General features: G+C 59.7%; 13 protein-coding genes and 1 tRNA gene. 12 read left to right on the forward strand and 2 right to left on the reverse strand.

Annotation, left to right across the window (positions count from 1 at the left end):
* Position 1: 1 nt before the first annotated feature.
* Positions 2-1741: a flagellar hook-length control protein FliK gene (locus VFB05_RS06145; protein ID WP_325010031.1), complete on the reverse strand. Its 1740-nt coding sequence runs from the start codon at positions 1739-1741 to the stop codon at positions 2-4.
* A 315-nt stretch (positions 1742-2056) separates the two neighbouring features.
* Here VFB05_RS06145 and mnmA point away from each other — a divergent pair, with 315 nt between their 5' ends.
* The 7 genes from mnmA (at position 2057) to VFB05_RS06180 (ending at position 8083) form a co-directional block, all read left to right on the forward strand.
* A complete protein-coding gene (gene mnmA, locus VFB05_RS06150; RefSeq protein ID WP_325010033.1) occupies positions 2057-3250 on the forward strand; it encodes a tRNA 2-thiouridine(34) synthase MnmA in 1194 nt (397 codons plus the stop codon).
* Positions 3251-3269: 19 nt separating this feature from the next.
* Positions 3270-3908 (forward strand): class I SAM-dependent methyltransferase, encoded by a 639-nt coding sequence (locus tag VFB05_RS06155; RefSeq protein ID WP_325010035.1) that lies wholly within the window; start codon positions 3270-3272, stop codon positions 3906-3908.
* A 53-nt stretch (positions 3909-3961) separates the two neighbouring features.
* Entirely contained in the window at positions 3962-4315 is a 354-nt protein-coding gene (locus tag VFB05_RS06160) for a hypothetical protein (RefSeq protein WP_325010143.1), read from the forward strand.
* A 122-nt stretch (positions 4316-4437) separates the two neighbouring features.
* Positions 4438-4514, forward strand: a tRNA-Met gene (locus VFB05_RS06165).
* Between the two features lie 428 nt (positions 4515-4942).
* Positions 4943-6307, forward strand: a complete 1365-nt coding sequence (locus VFB05_RS06170; protein ID WP_325010037.1) for an ABC transporter substrate-binding protein — start codon at positions 4943-4945, stop codon at positions 6305-6307.
* Positions 6308-6407: 100 nt separating this feature from the next.
* Positions 6408-7241 carry a sugar ABC transporter permease gene (locus VFB05_RS06175; RefSeq protein ID WP_325010039.1) on the forward strand — a complete coding sequence of 278 codons (834 nt, stop codon included), beginning with the start codon at positions 6408-6410 and terminating at the stop codon, positions 7239-7241.
* Entirely contained in the window at positions 7238-8083 is an 846-nt protein-coding gene (locus VFB05_RS06180) for a carbohydrate ABC transporter permease (protein WP_325010041.1), read from the forward strand. The genes VFB05_RS06175 and VFB05_RS06180 overlap by 4 nt, the downstream gene beginning before the upstream one ends.
* 145 nt (positions 8084-8228) lie before the next feature.
* On the opposite strand, the gene VFB05_RS06185 is transcribed toward VFB05_RS06180, so the two are convergent.
* A complete protein-coding gene (locus tag VFB05_RS06185) occupies positions 8229-8888 on the reverse strand; it encodes a TetR/AcrR family transcriptional regulator (protein ID WP_325010043.1) in 660 nt (219 codons plus the stop codon).
* 655 nt (positions 8889-9543) lie between these two features.
* Between VFB05_RS06185 and VFB05_RS06190 the strand changes: the two genes are divergently transcribed.
* The 5 genes from VFB05_RS06190 to VFB05_RS06210 are packed head-to-tail and all read left to right on the forward strand — an operon-like array spanning position 9544 to position 14853.
* Positions 9544-10620: an ABC transporter substrate-binding protein gene (locus tag VFB05_RS06190; protein ID WP_325010045.1), complete on the forward strand. Its 1077-nt coding sequence runs from the start codon at positions 9544-9546 to the stop codon at positions 10618-10620.
* Between the two features lie 15 nt (positions 10621-10635).
* A complete protein-coding gene (locus VFB05_RS06195; RefSeq protein WP_325010047.1) occupies positions 10636-12186 on the forward strand; it encodes a sugar ABC transporter ATP-binding protein in 1551 nt (516 codons plus the stop codon).
* A complete protein-coding gene (locus VFB05_RS06200) occupies positions 12186-13115 on the forward strand; it encodes an ABC transporter permease (protein ID WP_325010049.1) in 930 nt (309 codons plus the stop codon). Before VFB05_RS06195 ends, VFB05_RS06200 begins: the two co-directional genes overlap by 1 nt.
* A 5-nt stretch (positions 13116-13120) precedes the next feature.
* A complete protein-coding gene (locus VFB05_RS06205; protein ID WP_325010051.1) occupies positions 13121-14077 on the forward strand; it encodes an ABC transporter permease in 957 nt (318 codons plus the stop codon).
* A 23-nt stretch (positions 14078-14100) separates the two neighbouring features.
* On the forward strand, positions 14101-14853 hold the full coding sequence (locus VFB05_RS06210; protein ID WP_325010053.1) for an alpha/beta hydrolase: 753 nt from the start codon (positions 14101-14103) through the stop codon (positions 14851-14853).
* The last annotated feature ends 603 nt before the right edge of the window (positions 14854-15456 follow it).

Consider the following 15456-nt stretch of genomic DNA (forward strand, 5'->3'; position numbering starts at 1 on the left):
ATTACACTCTGATGTCGACGCCGCCGCTCGGTCCGAGCGAACGGCCGTAGCTGCGGCCCGCAGCCGCCGCCGGCACCGCATCTTCGTCGCTGATGACCAGCCGCTGGGCGTTGGGGTTGTTGTCGTTGGCGTTGTTCTGGCCGGAAGAAGACTGGTCGCGCAGGGAAAACTGCAGGCCGCCGCTGTCGGTCTTCAGGCCGGCATCGCTGAGCGCCTGCTGCAATTGCGGCGCGTCCTGGCGCAACATCGACAGCGTTTCAGGCTTTTCGACCGTCAGGTGCGAAGTGACCTGGCCATTCTGATCGATCTGGACGCGAACGTCGATGCGGCCAAGATCCGCGGGATCGAGCCTGATTTCAAAGCTGCTCTTGCCGCTCTTGACGTTGGCGGCGATCTCGACGGCAAGACCGCTGAGCGGAACCGCGCCGCTGGTCGCGGCTGTCGCGGTCAGGTTGTTTGTCGAAATGAGGCCCGATGCCGAATTGAGCTGCGGCGGCACCGCGCCGAGCGCTTGCGCCGAAGGATCGGCCATGTCGGCTGCGGCATGTGCTGTTGTCGCCGCGGTCGCCGCATGGTCGCGGCCCGATGCCGCCGGCGTCGTCGCCGCGGCCGAATCCGCAGGGGCGCTCTGGACGGCGAAATTCGCCGTCTCCGGCTTGCCTGATGTCGGCGTCTGCGCGGCCGCCGCGCTTTGCGTCGAATCCACAGATGTACCGGCCGCGTTTGCGTTTGCGGATGGCGCGCTGGCCGTAGAGCCTGTGGTGCCTGTCGTTGTGAGTTGCGTCTTGCCTTGCGTCTTCGGTGCGACGGGCGCGGTCGCGGCGACCGCCGTCGTCAAGGCGGACGCGTCTGACGGCGCCGTGCTGCCTGCCTGCACGTCGGCGTTGACAGTGACGGTGGGCGTGACGACGGCAACCTTTGGCGCGGTTTGCGCGGCGGCAGATCCGCTTGTTGGCGTCGTCGTGCCGGGATCGGTTTTGCCCGGGTCGGATGGTGCAGACGGCGGTGAAAGCGTTTGTGTGCTCGCGGCGATTGCGGCAGCCGCAAGCGCGAGCGGCGCCGTCGGGCCTCCCGTCGTCGGCGACGTCGAAGGCGTGTTGGTTAAGGGCGTAGATGTGAGTACCGGAGCGGCAACCGGCGTTGGCGTGGTCGGGGTGTTACCGACCTGTTGCGCAAGGAGGGCCGCGTCCAGGGTGGTCGCATCCGCTTCGGTATCGTCGCCCTGGGAATTCTTATCGCCGGATTTCGATGCGCCCGACGTGGTTGTCGAGGTCGTGGTCGTCGTGGTGGCGGTGGATGGGCTGGTGCTGTTGGCGGAAGCGCCGTTATCATTGTTGTTTCCGTCGGCGCTGCCGGACGCGCCGGCGTTGGAGCTGGCATTGGCTGACGAAGTGTCATTGCCGCCGTTACCGGAATCGCCGCTTGCCTGCGACGAGTTGGGCGCGTTGTTGTTGCTATTGTCAGCCGGCGCCGCATTGTTGTCGGCATTCGGATTGTTGTGGTGCGCAGGCGGCGGCTTGTTGGCCTGCGGATTGTTGTGATGCGCGTTCGGCGGCGGCGAGGCGTCCGCATTGTTGTGCTGGGGCGGCGAAGGGGCTGCCGCACTGGAGTCACTCTGCGTGTTCTGGCTGACCAGGTTTCCAAACAGATCCTTTGCCGGGGGCGTGCTGGAACGCGTCAGCCATGACGGCGCAGCCTGGAATGCGGCATTGGCTGAAGCATCTGGGGTAACACTGAGCACAGGACGGCCTCCGACGAAGGAACTCGAAAGAATAGTCAGCAAGGACCGGGCCATTCCGCAGCTATCAATAATATTTAATTATTTCAATGCCTTATGGATTTGACCGGGTCTGCATCCGGCCACGCCGAACCCCGTCTTTTCTGCCCGGCGGCAAGATTTGCCTTATCTGATCGGCCGCCTGTGGCCATGATTGCTTCGCGCTATATCGGCCTATATTAAAGTGCAGCTTTCCGGCGGCCCCAATGGGGGTCAGCCCCAGGGAAGCGCCCGACATTTTCGACCGCCGCCGCGGTGACATCGGTGACTTGGACAACCATGCGCAACAGTCTGGATCTCGAAGGCCGTCCCCAGGATACCCGCGTGGTCGTCGCCATGTCGGGCGGGGTCGATTCGTCGGTGACAGCGGCACTGTTGAAGTCGCAAGGCTACGACGTCGTCGGCATTACGTTGCAGCTCTACGACCATGGCGCGGCGACCCATCGCAAGGGCGCCTGCTGTGCGGGTCAGGACATTCACGACGCGCGCAACGTCGCCGAGCGGATCGGCATTCCGCATTATGTGCTGGATTACGAAAGCCGCTTCCGTCAGTCGGTGATCGACAACTTCGCCGAGAGCTATGCCTCCGGCGAAACGCCCGTTCCGTGCATCGAATGCAACCGTTCGATCAAGTTTCGCGACCTGATGGAGACGGCGCGCGAACTCGGCGCATCCGTGCTCGCGACCGGACACTACGTCGCCTCGCGCGCCACGGCTGACGGCTCGCGCGCGCTGATGTGTGCGGCCGACAGCGATCGCGATCAGAGCTACTTCCTGTTTGCGACCACCCGCGAGCAACTTCAGTATCTGCGTTTCCCGCTTGGCGACATGACCAAGCCCGAGACCCGCGAACTGGCGCGGCGCTTCGGCCTTGAAGTCGCCGACAAGCACGACAGCCAGGATATCTGTTTCGTGCCGACCGGACGCTACACCGACGTGATCGGCCGGCTGCGGCCGAACGCAATTGAGCCCGGCGACATCGTCGATCTCGACGGTCGCGTCATCGGCCACCATCAGGGCATCGTCCATTTCACCGTTGGCCAGCGCCGCGGCCTTGGGATCGCCTCCGGCGCGCCGCTCTATGTGGTGAAGCTCGATGCCGCACACCGCCGCGTCGTCGTGGGTCCGCGCGAGGCGCTCCGGATGGATCGCATCAGCCTGCGCGATGTGAACTGGATCGGCGATGGCCCGATCGATCGCGCGGTCGGTAGCGGCCTTGAGATTTTCGTGCGCGTTCGCTCGACGCGCGCCCCGCAGCCGGCATGGCTGCGCGCGACCGGCGACGGCTACGCGGTCGAACTCGTCGCCGGCGAAGAGGGCGTTTCACCCGGCCAAGCCTGCGTGTTCTACGATGCGCCATCGGGCCGCGCGCGTGTGCTCGGCGGCGGCTTTATCCAGAGCGCCAGCGCGACAGGAATGAACGACAGGACGGCGAGGGGAGCCGTGACGCCGCTCGAAGCGGTGCGCGGATAGAACTCTTAAAGGCGGGGGCATGGCGTCAGATATCGACCGCGAAGGGGTCGCGAAGGCCTATGGGCGATGGGCGCCGATCTACGACCTCGTCTTCGGTAAAGTCTTCGATCATGGCCGCCAGTCGACGATCGCGGAAGCCGACCGGATCGGCGGGCGAATTCTCGATGTCGGCGTCGGCACCGGATTGTCGCTGTCCGACTACGCCGCGACCACGAAAGTGTGCGGCGTCGATATTTCCGAGCCGATGTTGCGCAAGGCGCAGCAGCGGGTGCGTTCGCTGAAACTGACAAACGTCGAGACGCTGGCGGTGATGGACGCCAAGAATCTGGCTTTTGCGGATTCGTTCTTTGATGCGGTGGTCGCGCAATATGTCATTACCGCGGTTCCCGATCCGGAAGCGACGCTTGATGATTTTATCCGCGTGTTGAAGCCAGGCGGCGAACTCATCCTGGTCAATCATATCGGCGCCGAAAGTGGCCCGCGCCGCGCCTTCGAACTCGCGTTTGCGCCGCTTGCCCGCAGGCTCGGCTGGCGGCCCGAATTTCCGTGGGAGCGGCTGGTGAAATGGGCGGCCAAACATGGCGGTGTGAGCCTTGCCGAGCGGCGGCCGATGCCGCCGATGGGGCATTTCTCGCTGATCCGTTATCGAAAGGCCTGAAATCGTGACCTTGGGATCGCGGAACCAGCGTGCGTGACGCCCGTTTTCTTGGGATGACGAAACACGCGCTTGTTCTGACGTTCGGATTGATGGCCTCGATGCAGGCTGCGGCCGCCCAGGCGCCGCCAACGGTGACCACGCCGCCGCCGCCGACCGCCACAGCTTCGACCGATAACTGCACGCCGATGGCAAAATCGGGCGTGCCGCGCCCCAACCATGAGCCGGGCACCACGACCGGACAGGCCGGCGAGCCGCTGGCCGACAAACTCGCCAAATCCAACGGCGTGCTATGTCCGCCGTCGGGCGTCGACCCGCAAATGCGCGCCCCGACGCCGGATGGCGGGAACACGCCGGTCATTCCGCCGCCCGGCAGCCCCGGCGGCAATCCCGGCGTCCAGCCGAAATAGTGCGCCGCTTCAGGCGCTTCGGGGTGGATTCGCGCTTTGCTTGACAGGGCCGGGAGCTACTTCTTATATGCCGCGCGCTCGCGACTGCGGTTCATATATAATGTCCGCGTTGCCTGCACCGTGGCGGGGTAGCTCAGCTGGTTAGAGCACGGGAATCATAATCCTGGGGTCGGGGGTTCGAGTCCCTCCCCCGCTACCAAACGGCACGATTTTGTGCGCGAAACAACGATCTTGTGCGAGTCCGCGCGAACTGTGGTAGCGCCCGAACATGTTGCGTCAGAGATCGGCGAACACCTGATGGCGTTTGCTGCCAAGTGCACGGAAGCGCTCTCGGACGATCGAAACGATCCATCAAGCCGACTTGAATGCCACGCCGGCGATCGCATCAGCTTCTGCGCCTTTCCTCGCCGCTTCGTCGCGAACCGCGGCTGAGACGCGACCATCGCCGCGGCGAATTTCACGCACGATGCCATCGCCCATAGCGCGATGCGGTAGAGTTTTCGGCCGTTTGATCGATCATTCACCTGACGCCGTCGGCCAGATGACGGCCAGCGAACATACCCGACCGGGCTGAGTGGGCTTGGGCGCGCTTTTACTTTCGAATTAGGTTTCGAAATACTTTCGCTTTTGGTTGCATTCGCGCGTTTACGAAGATACGGTTCCAGAAAAAATCCATTTACAGGGGAGGGGAATCTTATGCTTCCGCGAGTTTCATCCTCGACGTCGCGCCGCCAGGTTCTCAAAATTGCGGCTGCAGGTGCGGCAAGCTCGATAGTGGGCATCCCGCGCGCACGTGCTGCCACAAAGAGCCTGACGCTTATTCACGAAAGCTCATTCATCAAGAACTTTGACGCTTACTTCCAGAACACGCTGGCCCCGGCGTACGAAAAACTTACGGGCGTCAAGGTCGGGTACGAGCTGGCGAGCGTTGGAAGCCTCCAGACGCGGCTCACCACCATCATCGAAACCGGCCACGGAGCCGACATCGCGCTGAATTTCTTCAATTGGCCCTTTCTCTACGATGAAAAATACATCGACGTCAGCGAGATCGCGGAGGCTGTCGGCGCGGCGCAAGGCGGATGGTACGAACCCGCAAAAGAAGCCTGCGTCGTCAACGGTAAGTGGAAGGCAGTGCCCTTCGGCAATGTAGGCCAGCTGATGAACTGGCGAATGGATTGGTTCAAGGAAGTCGGCTTCGAGAAGTTTCCAGACACCTGGGATGAATTGCTCGAGGCCGGCACCAAGCTCAAGGCGAAGGGGCATCCCTTTGGCTTCGAGCTCGGTCATGGCTTCGGCGATAATCACGGCTGGATCTATCCGCTGCTATGGTCTTTTGGAGGCCACGAGGTCGAGCCGGACGGCCAGACAATTGTGCTCGACTCTGACGAGACCGCGCGTGCATTGGACTTCGCGCGCAAGTTCTACCAACAGACCATGCTGGAGGACTGCCTGGGCTGGACCGATGTGAACAATAACAAGGCCTGGCTCAGCGAACAGATATCCTGCACCAACAACGCCGAAAGCATCCTTTGGGTCGCCAAGCGCGATTTTCCGGAGATTGCGAAGGTCACCGGTCAGGCGCTGAACCCGACCGGTCCAAAAGGCCGCTTTCACTTGCTCAACTCTTGGAGCCATTCGATCCTCGCATCGACACCGGATCATGAGGCGGCGAAGGCATTCTTGAAGTGGTTGAGCGAAAAGCCTCAGTTGGGACCCTGGTACGCAGCAGCCGAGACCTATTATCAGCCGTTCCTGCATGGATACGACGATGCGCCGATGTGGTCTGCCGAGCCGCGCAATTTGCCTTATCGCGACGCGCTCGCGACCGCCCATCTCCCTGGCTGGCCAGCTCCGGTGAGCCGTGCCCAGTCGGAGGTGATTGCGAAATACGTCGTCATCGACATGTTCGCCAAAGTGTGCTCCGGCACGTCGACAAAGGACGCCATCGCCACGGCGACGAGACAGCTCAAACAGATCTACGGCCAGGGCTGACATGACAGCGATCCTGGAAGCCGTCGGATCGCGGCCGCTCCGGCTTCGAGACGCAGTCTCGCGATGGCTTGACCATGAGGCGGTGTTCAGCTGGGTGTTGATGGCATTGCCGCTGACCTTCTTGTTCGCTCTGGTCGGATATCCCTTCCTGTACGGCGTTTATCTTAGTCTAGAGAGCCGTCCGGTAGCTCAGCCGGGCGTGTTCATTGGCCTGCAAAATTTCATCGAGGACGCGAAGGATCCGGTTTTCTGGCAGGTGACGTGGAACACCATTATCTACACGGCAATCTCGACGGCGCTCAAGATGGGGGGCGGGCTGGCGCTGGCGCTGGTGATGAATCAAAACTTTCCGATGAAGAACTTGGTCCGCGCCGCTCTGCTTCTGCCATTCATCGTGCCGACGGTGCTAAGCACAATCGCCTGGATGTGGATTCTGGATCCGGCGTTCAGCGTTATCAATTGGGCGTTGGTGCATTCGGGTTTGTCCAAGTCGCCCGGCCCGTCGTGGCTCGGCAACCCGGTTCTAGCGATGGCTTCGATCATCACGATCAATACCTGGCGGGGTCTGCCGTTCTACGCCATCACGTTGCTCGCCGGCCTTCAGACCATCCCGCAGGATCTCTATGAGGCGGCCGTGATCGACGGAGCAAGCAGGCGGGCCCAATTCTGGTACGTTACTTTGCCTTTGCTGAAGCCAGTGATTTTGATCGTCACCATTTTCTCGGTCATCTTCACATTCGCCGATTTTCAGCTCGTTTACGTGCTCACCCGCGGCGGGCCGGCGAACGCCACGCAGCTATTCGCCACCTACGCGTTCGACATTGCCATGAGCGGCGGCCAACTCGGCCGCGGTGCGTCGGTGGCACTCGCCATGCTGCCGCTTCTTGGATTGCTGATCATCGCTCTGACGGCCTACACGCGGAGCCGCGAATGATCGGACATCGCGGATCCAACTCCCGTATGCTGAGCCTCTGGCTCCCGCTTGGCTTTTTCGTGCTGATGGCGCTCGGTCCCTTTTATTGGATGCTCATCACCTCTCTGAAGCCGAACGCAGAGCTTTATAATACGCGCATGATGCCGTTGGTCGTCCACCATCCGACTCTCAAGCACTACGTAGATCTCTTGACCGAGACCAGCTTTCTCACCTGGACCTACAACACAACGGTTGTCGCTGTGCTTTCGACAGCGATCTCGCTGGTGCTGGGAATCATGCTGGCCTATCCGTTGGCGCGGATGCGGTTCGCGGGCGCGGGACTCATCGCGGCGACAGTGGCGGCGACCTATCTCGTACCCCAACCCTTTCTGTTCATCCCGCTTGCCGACATCATCAACAACTTAGGGCTTTCCGACACACTGACATCCGTCATTCTCACTTATCCGACGATGCTGATACCGTTCTGCGCGTGGCTGCTCATCGGATATTTCAAGACGGTACCACGCGAGCTGGAGGAGGCCGCGCGCATCGACGGGGCGAGCCGCTGGCAGACCATGGTGCGGGTTGTGCTGCCTCTGTGTATCCCCGGCTTTATTTCGGCGGGTATCTTCGCCTTTACGCTATCGCAGAATGAGTTCCTTTATGCGTTGATCTTTCTGAATAAGACCGATGTTCGCACAGTCCCCGTTGGCGCGATAGCTGAACTTATCCGCGGCGACGTGTTCTACTGGGGCCAGCTGATGGCGGCTGCTTTGCTCGGGTCACTGCCCGTCGCCTTCCTCTACTCGTTCTTCGTAGAGCACTATGTTGCCGGCCTGACTGCCGGATCGGTAAAGGCTTGAGATATCACCTTTGCCGAGCAGATGAAGCGCCCAATCAATCTTCCCGAGGATGATAGATCTTCGCTAACATCAACGGACGCTGAAGGCATCAAAACACTCCTTTGAGCATGAAGCATCCACTCCCGGACCGGATGCGCGCAGGATCTCAGCCTCGACCATGACTACGTTTGGAAGATCGCTTCCGAAGAAGCCTCGCGGCCAATTCCTGGCCCGCTCGAATCAGATTGTCCATCGCCTGCGCGAACAGGCGGGCGTCCCGCACCGCCAGCCACTGGTTGAGCATGCCGACGAAACTCGTGTAAATAAAATTGGCGAGCTCCATGATCTGCGCCTCATCCTCGGGGCGAACATCCGTCGCCGCGCGCAGCCAGTCGGCGTAGAGCAACAGGAATTCGTGATCCTTCTCCCGCGCCATGTGCTCCGCATGGGGGTGTCGAAGGACGTAGAGCGTCATCTCCTGAAGGGCGAGCTGCTCGCCGGGAGCTTTTTCGATCTCGCTCCAGATGAACCGCAGAAGATCCGCGATGCGATCGTGCAGTGTTTGGGGTGCAGAAAATTGCTTCGCCAGCGTGGCGCGATAATTGGCGACGAGAACCTCCATGACCTTAAAAAGGATCTCTTCCTTGTCGTGGAAATGGTAGTGCAGAGTTGCCACATTGACGCCCGCAGCTTCGGCGATCTTGCGTGTTGTGGCGTGGTAGACACCGTCACTGATCATCACCTTGAGCGCCGCATCGATGATCTGCTCGCGTCGGCCGTCGCTGTTGGGACGTGCGAAGCTCTTTCTTATGACACGCTGATTCATGGCGGTTATGTTGCTTTGCAGTGTCAACAAATCAAGTTGTTTTGGAGTCTATGGGCGGCGATATTCCGCTCCTTTACATCATGATCTGCGCTGCCGCGCGGCAGCAATAATGGCCCGCGCTTCGATTGTGTTCCCGCTGGCGGCGGGCCCGACTGAATCGATGGACACTGAGACCGCCGGCACTGCCTCCTGCGATGGATTACAACGAGAACGATAGTCCATTCCTCGTAATCCGAGAGCCGTTGCCCCAAGCTTGGCTGGAAACCCGACGCGTCGAGCACGAAGAAAACGCTAACCGCTGACCTTTAAGCCGCGCTGTTTGAGCTGCCATGCGAATGACATTGACTCAAGAATGATCAAATCGTACGATTTGGTCAAGTGATTGGATTTGACAAGGTCCAACACGTGGCGGGAGGAGACAGCATGAAGAACGTGAAGAAGCGCCTGCAGGCTTTTGATCGCGTGGCTCGCGATCCGGCCTGATCAAAGCCGAGCGACGCATAGGCAGCGGAGCGGCGATCACAAGACCAACCGACTAATCTGAAAAAAAGCAGCAGCCCCTTTTCTTGACGGGTGCGGAGGGCGCTGCCGAGGCGACGCTGCACGCAACGAGGCGCGTACGAGCGCCTTCGAAGTGCCATGGGAGGAGGAGCAAATGAAAGCACTAATGGGCATTTTTGGAGTTTCCCTGATCGCAGTTGTCGCGGCGTTCTCGATTGCCCCGGCCATTGCCGGAGACGACGTCCAGCTGTTACCCCCGGAATTACTAGCGCCGACAACCGACAAGAAGACTCCGCCGGACAAGTACAAAAAAGCGCCGCCTTGGACGATCGGAATGGTGTTTCCCGGAGTTGGAAACACGTGGATCATTCAGATGGCCGAAGAAACCAAATATGAGGCGGCACACACTCCGGGGATCAAGCAGTTCATCTTTACGGAGGCCAATTGGGATCCGACAAAACAGGTTGCGAACATGGAGGACATGATCTCGCGCAAAGTTGACGCGATAATCATTGCGCCCATAGCGATGCCTCTCCTGAAGAAGCAGGTCGACGCGGCGCTGGCGGCCGGCATTCCTGTAATTAACCTGGGATGGAGCAAGGGCGCGCTCCCCAGCACCGTCGAGGTCATGGGCGGTGGCGGCCCGTTCGGCGAAGTTGGTGGAAAATGGCTCAGAAATAAACTTGGCGGCAAGGGCACGGTCTGGGCTTTCCGTGGGGTCGCCGGCGTTCAGGAGGAGACGGACCGCTATGAAGGGTTTAAGAAAGCGATAGCAGGTTCAGATATCACCATAGGCGCGGAAGTCTTTGGCGACTGGAATTATGCGAAGGCCAAGGGGCTTTGCGAAAATCTCGTTCTCTCGGGTAAGCCGGTGGATGGCATCTGGTTTTCCGGCGCCGAAATGACTCGCGGTTGTATCGATGTCTTCAAGGAGGCCGGCAGGCCGCTCGTGCCGATGACAGGAGAAGGCAACAACGGCTTCCTGCGGGCGTGGAAGGAGTCGAAGTTGGACAGTGTTGCCGCGGTGTTCACGCCGGAGCTCGGTCCTGCTGCGTTGCGCGCGACTGTAGCCATTTTACAGGGGAAGTCCTTGTATGATCACTACTTCTCGGATCCCGCACCAATTACGAACGTAAACCTCGACAAGTATTATCGGCCGGATCTGAACGATGCCTTCTGGATGCCGTCCGAGCTGCCCAAGGCAGAAATCGAAAAAATGTTCAAGAAATAAGAGCGCGCGAGGGCGATGATCACGCCAGTGGCGCACTCTTCTCCCAGGAACGCGCTTGTCGCATTCCAGTCTGTCAACAAGAGCTTCGGGTCGACCCGGGCTCTTGTTGACCTTTCTTTGCAAGGATCTGCGGGCTCGGTGCATGCGATCACTGGCGAGAACGGTGCTGGAAAATCAACCCTCATGAATTTGCTTGCAGGTGTTCATCAACCCGACTCGGGCGAGATTAGAGTTCGCGGCCAGGCCCTCAGAATCGAAAGCCCAGCCCAGGCGCAGCGCGCTGGCATATCCACCATATTCCAGGAGCTGTCTCTCGTCCCCAACCTGACGGTCGCCGAAAATCTCTTTCTCGGCCGGGAGCCTCACCGAGCGGGAATCGTCGATCGTTCTTTCATGCGCCGTCGTGCGGAGCAGGCCCTCGACCTGGTCAAATGTCGCTTGGACGTGAACACCTTTTGCCAAACCCTTTCGGTGGCGGAGCAGCAGCTCATTGAAATCGCAAAGGGATTGATGGCGGATGCCGACGTGTTCATTCTCGACGAACCGACCGCCGCCTTGAACGGACCGGAGGTCGACACGCTTGGGGATCTCATCCACTCATTAAAGACAGCTGGCAAACTGATTTTTTATATAAGCCACAGGCTTGAGGAGATATTCCGATTCAGTGAGGCCGTTAGCGTCTTGAAGGACGGCAGACTCGTTGGGACATTTGAGACAAGCGAACTTACGCAGGACGAACTGATATCGCTCATGGTTGGTCGCCCGCTTGGGCAGCTGTTTCCTCTCCGCAATCCGCACCCAAGTCACCTCGGCTGTGCCCTGGAAATTTCGGAACTTGTAGCTTCAGATGCCGAACACGCCGTCTCGTTTGGGATCAATCGTGGCGAGATTCTGGGGTTTGCAGGGCTGCAGGGTCAGGGGCAGCGTGAGATCATCAGGGCGGTTGCCGGGGTGGAACCTCACGTCCGCGGGCTCGTCAAAAAACGCAGTCCCAGCGACGAATTGCAAAGCGTCGATCTGTCAATCGTCGCCGTTGCTCGCTCGGGTATCGGCTTTATCCCGGAGGACCGAAAGTCCGAGGGGCTCTACTTGTCGCTTTCTATAGAACAGAATGTCGCGCTCGGCATGCTGCGGCAGCTCGCGATGTGGCGCCGCGCTCGTGTGAGGAAATCAGGTATCGCTGATCTTTTGTTGCGGATGAGAGTTCGCGCCAATGATCAAGGGCAACCCCTCTCGTCTCTGTCTGGCGGTAATCAGCAGAAGGTGATGTTGGGGCGATGGCTCGCGTCCGAGGTCGATGTCCTGCTGGTTGAGGAGCCGACGCGCGGTGTGGACGTAGGCGCCAAATCCGAAATCTACGCGCTCTTGCGCGAGTTCGCCAATTCCGGTGGCGCAGTCCTCATTGTCTCAAGTGAACTGACCGAGATTCTGGGCCTATGCGACCGAATCCTCGTAATTCGCGATGGCAAAATCACCGCCGAACTTGATGGCGTCGGGGCGAGCGAGGAGGAGATAATGCGCTACGCGCTGGCCGGATCGGAGGCCGAGGCCAGGAAAGAGCTGTGATGGTCGCTTCAATTACGAAGTCCAGTCGAAGCGGCCTCCGCCTCGCCACGATCTCGCTTCCGGCCCTGCTTTTCGTGGCGCTTTCGTTTCTGTCGCCAGCCTTCCTGAGTGTGCAGAATCTGAGCAACGTCAATGGCCAGATAGCAGCACTCTTGATCGTCTCACTAGGGCAGCTCGTTGTAGCCCTGATCGGAGGCATCGATCTTTCCGTGGGGGCCGCTCTCAGTCTAACGACAACGATCATTGTCTCGGTAAGTCCGGATCTCGCGCTCGCGGCCGCCTTGCTCGCCGGCGCCGCGATCGGCCTTGTCAATGGAATAGGGATAACTGTCGCTGGCATACATCCGCTCATCATGACAATGGCGTCGATGACGTTCCTGCAGGGACTTGCGCTCCTGATACATCCCGTACCCGGCGGAACCGTCCCTGACTACCTTGCCGGTCTGGCATGGACCTCGGCGGCAGGCGTACCCGCCGCGTTCTTCTGGTGTGTTGGTGCGGTGATGATCGCGTCGTTCGTCTTGTCGGCGACGCGCTTCGGGTTGCGCCTGTTTGCAATCGGCGCCAATCAGGCCAGTGCGGCCCGCAACGGAATTGCGGTCAGATGGTACAGCGTTGGATGCTACGTGATCTGCTCTGTGACCGCGACGGTCGCAGGCATTTTCATCAGCGCCCGAGTCTCATCGGGAGATGCTACGGTCGGAGCTCCATTCGCTTTGGATTCGATCACCGCAATAGCTATGGGAGGAGTCCAGTTGGCCGGGGGTACCGGCAGCGTTGCAGGTGTGGTCCTTGGCACCATCACGTTGGGTTTGCTGACGAACGGAATGAATCTAGTCGGGATTTCTCCATTCCTGCGCACCGCTGCAACGGGATTCTTGCTGCTTATCGCAATCAGCATGCAGCGCCGAAGTGTGATCGGCGTGTGAGCGATATGACCACCAATTCGTTCCCTCGGGCGGTTCATCCCCGCAGAATAGCGCGCTTGCTCTTGAGCGTTCCGCTTGCTTACGCCGGAACAGCCGCCTTGTTGGTGTTTGCCTATGTGACCAGGCCGGCTCTCGTTTCACCTGTGTTGCTCTTGCTCATCGTTCGCCAGGCTGCTCCGTTGGCTATCGCCGTCCTTGGTCAATCGGTTTGCATGAGGGTTCTTTCACTCGATCTTTCGGTCGGCGGCGTCATTCTCGCAGTCAGTTACATCCTCACGAGCGGCATTCTGAGATTTCCCGAGCCGGTGCTGCTGATCGTTTGCGTGCTCTTCGGAGCAGCCGTCGGCGCCGCAAACGCATTCTTTATCACGCGCATCAGAGCATCATCCGTCATCGTGACTCTGGCGACCGCCCTGATCTTAAGTGGTGTCGTCTTTTCGCTCAGCCAGCTGCGTGCGCCCGGGGAAGCTCCAGCCATCCTGCGTTACCTAGGGCAAACGAGAATAGGCATTGTGCCGATCTCTCCGCTATTTTGGCTCGCGTTATTCGTTCCGGTCGCGCTATTTCTCCGCATGTCAGTGTTTGGGCGCTATGTGGATGCAATCGGCGCCAACCCACGGGCAGCTTTGATGTCCGGCATTCCCTATGTTCGTATCGTGACGATTGCGCATATTGCGTCGGGCATTCTCGCGGTTTTCAGCGGTTTCGTGCTCATCGGCTTTGTTGGGGCCGGCAGCCTGGATATCGGTCGTGACCTGCCCTTGAATTCGCTCGTTGCAGTTATTCTCGGTGGAGTCACCTTTGGCTCGGGCAAGGGAGGTTCGCTCGGGCCCGCTGTGGCCGCTTTCATGCTCACGTTCAGCTTCAATCTGCTCACGAGCCTTGGCATCGGCGAGCCGGGGAAATTGATGTTGCAGGGAGCGATCATTGCCCTTGCCGCCACACGGCGAAGTCCTGACTGAAACAAGTGAAGATGGAGAGACGCATGCCGCGCGTGATGATGGAAGCCGAGCCGTTCTTTTTCGATGGCAATGATATTGCCGTGCTCGTCTTGCATGGTTTCACGGGGACCACGCAGAGTGTGCGCTATTTCGGGCAGGAGCTACACCGGAAGTATGGCTTCACAGTCCGAGGTCCGCGCCTCGCTGGACACGGCACCACACCCGATGACATGGAAAAGACCGGCTTTCACGATTGGGTCTCTTCGTGCGAAGAGCCACTCCATGAACTAGCCGCAGGTGGCAAATCCGTTTTTGTCGCAGGCTTATCCATGGGCGGTACCCTGGCGCTCAACCTGGCTGCACGCTTTTCCACGATCGTCCACGGCATTATTCCCATAAACAGTCCAGTCGGCATTTTCGAACCGCCGCTCGCGGAATTGGTCCTGAGCAAATCGGCTCCGGCGCGGGTCCCGGGAATAGGTTCGGATATAAAGGATTCGAGGGCGTCCGAACTCGCCTATTCAGAGCTGCCCGTCAGCTGCGCACGCGAGGTGTTTATTCTGGTTGCGGCGACTTCGGCACTTCTTTGCAGGGTAACTTGCCCAGTCCTTGCGATGCACTCCCGAGAAGACCATGTGGTGCCTCCGCGAAATGGGCAAAGAATCCTCGAGAGCGTTGGGTCCGATGACATAAGGCTGTTGTGGCTCAACAATTCCTATCATGTCGCAACTCTCGACAATGACAGGGATCTTATCGTCCAGCGCGCCGGGCGATTCATTGAGGAAGTAAGCGGATAGCCATCCATGAAAAAGAGCGCGACAGCCTTACGCCGTCTCGTCCCTTCGCCATCCGTTGGCGCGCGCCGAGCGAGTCCAAGAACCGGACGCGAAAAACCATTGGTTGCCATTTTTCAGATAGGGAAACAGCTTACACCTCAGCAGGGACACTTGATCAGCGCGTCCAGAATCATTTGATACCCCCTTACGCGGGGCCGGATCGTTCATGAACGGCGCTTTTGGTAGACGATTAACTCGGCCTCGCGACTTGGGTCGTCCTACGACAGAAAAACAAGTTGCTGGCTAGTAGTGCAGCCGACCTCCGCCACAATGCAAGCGTTCACGCCACCATGATAAGGACAAACAGCGGTTCGTCGTGTCGGTGGTTGCGTAAGATTCCCTGCCTAGGCACCAACGCTCCAAGTACTGCGCCAGGGACCCATTTGAACGAGCCGGACGCTAGGCGGCTTTTCGTTGCCGTATGATGGTATAATCAAGCGGTAGGGCGGAGGGGGGAGTCAGGTGAATCGCCCCCCCCCGCTACCATCTTCCGGAAAGACCCTCCGCCTACGAGCGCGGCTAGTTTTCCTTTCACTTCGACCTCAAAGCCTTGCCGGGGATCCC

It is taken from the genome of Bradyrhizobium sp. (assembly GCF_035652035.1).
Classification (GTDB): domain Bacteria; phylum Pseudomonadota; class Alphaproteobacteria; order Rhizobiales; family Xanthobacteraceae; genus Bradyrhizobium.